Consider the following 4,714-nt stretch of genomic DNA (forward strand, 5'->3'; position numbering starts at 1 on the left):
TGGTGTTTTCCATGTGTTTCTCTCCTTTTTTTATTATTATACCATCTTTCGCTTTTTGCTGTCCACTTTTTTAGTATAGCACCAATCGGAAGCACCGATAAATAAACAGACATATTCATTCAGAATTAAAGCAGACGGTCTGACTGCAAAATTAAAAAAGAATAATTCCGTTGTGATTTGTGACGGGGAAAATAAAGTGTTTACTATTCCCGCACCGTATATGTATGACAGCAATTTTTCTTTTTCGGATAAAATAAAAACCACATTAAAAAAAGAAGGAACAGAATATATTCTCACATATAAGCCGGACCATAAGTGGCTTACTGATGAGGAAAGAGCATATCCGGTAACGATCGATCCGACTGTTGATACCAGATCATATAAAGATAAAATAGTTGATACATCGGTTATGAGCGCCTTATCTATGAATATATCAAAAAATTCAAGGCTTTTTGCAGGTGCATATGACAGAAATACAACTGATTCATATATAAAGTTCACAAAACTGCCTCATATAGATAAACAATGGATAGTATCAAATGCGGTACTTTATCTGAAAACAGCGTCAGAACAGGGGAACAAGATAAATGCATATAAAGTAAATTCTGATTGGGATACAAGCTCAATAATAGGAAATCGTCCGTCAGTTGACAGTAAAATACTTGATGTTTTTAATGTCCCTAATTCAAAAGATAAATGGGCATATTGGGACATAACAAATGCGTTTAACAGTTGGTATAACGGAGAAGAAAATTACGGAATAAAGCTTTCGTCAACTTATGTGACTAACAGTGAATCTGCATTTTATTCGTCAGAGGAAGCAGATTCAGAAAAAATTCCGTTTTTAGCAATAAAATATAATATGGTTTCAGCGGCACAGAGGGGAGAAAATAAAACCGTAGACATAAGCAGAGCGGGGAAAGCGGAAATAGATGATTTTTCGGGAAACCTTGTACTGTCAAGAGAAGATATCGGTTATAACGGAAAAGTAATGCCTGTAAATATATCGATGATATACAACCTTAATAACGGAAGTAATCCTACATTCGGATTTGGCTTTAAAACCAATTATAATCAGACAATAAATGCGGTTTATAATTCCGGAAAGCTTCAGTACTATGAGTATGTGTGCGGTGACGGAAGTAAAATATACTTTTATTATAACAATATAGCCGATAAGTATATTGATATGAGCGGAAGAGGATATACTATAAAGTGCAATGATAAAAATAAAACCGGCTATGACAATTTGGTTGTAATCGATTCTGGAGGAAAAGAGTATCATTTTGAAAAGTACGGACGGGTTGTAAAAATAGTAGATACAAGCGTAACTTCAAAGCCGGCAATAGAAATAAAGTATAATGACAGCATTAGTAATTTCTATCAAATAGAGTATATTATCGATGGTGCGGGAAGAAAGTATAAGTTTAATTATAACGGCATAAAGCTGACCGATATCTCATATTACGGAAAGAAAAATACAGTTATACAAAAGGTTTCGTATGAGTATGACAGTAAGTCAAATTTAACTAAAGTTAAATATCCGGACGGAAAATCAGTGAGTTACAGTTGGAATAACCATGATATGATTTCTATATGCAATACAGACGGCTACACGGTAAAATTTAGCTATAGTCAAAATCCAAAAAGACTGTCGGGAATAAAAGAATACGGAACAGCAGGAACAAAGGGGGCAGATATATCAATTGAATATACACCATATCAAATAAAATATATTAATAACAACACAGGCGATACGGAAACTAAGGTGTTTAACAACAGCGGCGATTTAATTTCTTCTTTCAATTCAAAAGGAGATGTAACATTAAATGAATACTCTAAAAATGCAAATGGCTTAAACAGTCTGGTTAATACATATGAGCATACAGTTCGGGATGATAACTTACTGGAAAACGGAGTATTTGAAAACGGTCTGCAAGGATGGTCAATGTCTAATGATACAAATACAATTTGTAATGAAACGGGACACTGCGGAAGTGACAAGGCTGTAAAGCTTATAGGTGAGCCGAATAAAACCTGTTCAATCTCTCAAAGCTTCGGAGGAATGAGTACAGGAGAAACCTTTGAAGTAGGTGGCTGGGCAAAAGCAAATGCGTCTCCGCAGAACCCATTTAACATAACGGTTACTTTTTACAATGCGGCAAGAGTAGCAGATGTTCAGACGATCAAATTTAATCCGTATTGCACCGATTGGCAGTATGCGATAAAGACATTTAAAGCTGATATATTTTATACTCATTTTGTTGTTTCGGTAAATTACTCAAATCAGATCAATGAAGCATTGTTTGACGGAATTGTTGTATATAAAAGTGATTACACATACAATGACAGTACACCAAGTACCGAACCTGATGAAAATGAAAGCAGCAGTACAAATGAAAACTTTTCATCGTCGGTAAACTCAGATAACAGTGTGACTGAAACCATAAAAAAAGACGGAATGAAAACCGTCAATGTGTTTGATAAGTACGGAAATAATTTGAGGAATGAAACTGAAGTTGACGGTAAATCCGTGCTTAAAAGCAATGAGTATACCGAAGATGGAAATTATCCGAAATCATCAACTGATTCGTTAGGCTTCAAGACATCTTACAGCTATGATTTAAATACCGGTTACCTCAACAGCGTAACAGACGCTGAAAGAAATTCAGTCAATTACTCATACAACAACAGCGGAAAAGTACAGAAAGTATCGCAGGGTACGGTTATTGAAAATTCATTTACTTATGACAGCGGAGATAGGCTGAGCAAAATAATTCATAACGATTTTGACTACGATATCGGATATACTGAGTTTGGATTGCTGAAATCAATCAAAGCTGGAAACGGAAATCTTATAAATTACAGTTATGACAGTAAAGGAGCATTGACAAAAGCCGATTACGGCAACGGACAGTCAATAGATTACAAATACAATGAAAACGGAAGCAGTTCGGCGGTAAAACAAGGCGATGAAACTCTTTACAGCTGCAAGTATGACAAAGACGGAAATCTAGAATCAATACAGGATAATTGTTCAAATAGGGAAACAAAATATTCAACAGATAAGGATGGATACAGAGTCACTGAGGAAACAGGCAGCGGAGTTTATCATAAAATATATTGTACAAATGAAAAACTAACAGAAATTATCGGTGAGAAAGAAAAAACACTTCAGACAGATCTAGGAGATAATTCATATAAGATTTACTGGACGCTTGCAGACGATATTTATTCAACCTATTTCAATTCAAAGGACAAATTCGGAAGAAAGTCGGAAGAAGGTGTATATGGCATTTACCGTAGTTCAAACGGCAAAGAGGTTGAACTTTCTAAAAAAGAGGTGTACAATAAGGAATATAGTTATGTATCTAGCAGCCCGAACAGAACATCCGAATTGGTATCCGAGATAAAATATACAGGAGCGTATAACAACACCATACACTATGGATATGACGGGAATAAACGCATTTCCGAAGTAAATGATGTCTGTTACACATATGACGAAGCAGGTCATCTAACGACAGAGGTAAATGTCATAACAAGAACAGGAGTAAATTTTGTATATGACAAAGGTGGAAATGTAGTTGAAATAATACCTTTTTCAAGAGGAAGGTATGGTCAATCTCACACGTTTACATATGGTGATCCTAATTGGAAAGACTTACTGACTGCATACAATGGAAACGAGATAACCTATGACGAGATAGGAAATCCATTGACCTATTACAACGGAACAGAGTTCAGCTGGACAATGGGACGCAGACTAAAATCAGCTTTGAGGTCTGACGGAGTAAAGATAAAATATACTTACAACGCAGACGGACTTAGAACAAGCAAGACGATACACAACGTTAAGTTCAACTATTTTTGGAACGGCGATAAGCTTACAGCACAGACATGCGGTGATAACACATGGTATTTCCGCTATGACGGTGACACACCGATAGGCTTTGAGTACAATGACAGTCAGTATTATTATGTAACAGATTTGCTTGGAAGTATTATAGCTGTGCTTGATGCAGACGGAGAGATTGCTGCCGAGTATAGCTATGACGCTTGGGGAAATTGTACGATTTTAAGTGATACAAATACTATTGCTTATACAAATCCGCTCAGGTATAGGGGTTATTATTATGACAGTGACACAGGTTTGTATTGTATTCAGTCAAGATATTATGACAGCAAAACAGGCAGGTACATTAATGCAAATTCAGCTAATGCAGTTTTACAGGATAAATTAAACTTGTTTGAGTATGACACAAATCCAATGAAGTATGTATCTCAGAAAATCACAGATTTATCCAATATGGGTTCCGGCAATTTAATAAGTTCATCTAATTATTCTGATCTGAAACCACCGACAAATAACATAAAAAAAGTATTTGAAACTTATATATTTACGATGGTAGAATTTTATGATGAATCAAAAATAATGATGATGAATTTAGAAAAATATTTTAAGTGTGTATATGGCCGTGTATATAAGGTTAGATGTGCGGAGTATTTTCATGATTATTGGGACGAAATCGGAAATGCAGATGTAATCGTACTAAATACTCATTCAGGTCCTGATGGTATGTTTAATAATTTATATATACAGGATGTAAGAAAACTAAGGAAAATTAATTGTGAGGCTTTAATAATATTGGGTTGTGAGGCAGGACATTATAAGTACATTTGGGAAAACATAGCGTATGAATTTTCTAAAAAA

General features: G+C 35.1%; 1 protein-coding gene. It reads left to right on the forward strand.

All coding sequences use genetic code 11. The features are described from left to right. Window positions 1–196 precede the first annotated feature (196 nt). Window positions 197–4,714 (forward strand): RHS repeat-associated core domain-containing protein (locus OCV67_RS12760; protein WP_317235035.1); only part of this gene is annotated, 4,518 nt, incomplete at its 3' end.

Origin of the sequence: Porcipelethomonas ammoniilytica, assembly GCF_025567485.1 — a bacterium.
Taxonomy (GTDB): Bacteria; Bacillota; Clostridia; order Oscillospirales; family Ruminococcaceae; genus Porcipelethomonas; species Porcipelethomonas ammoniilytica.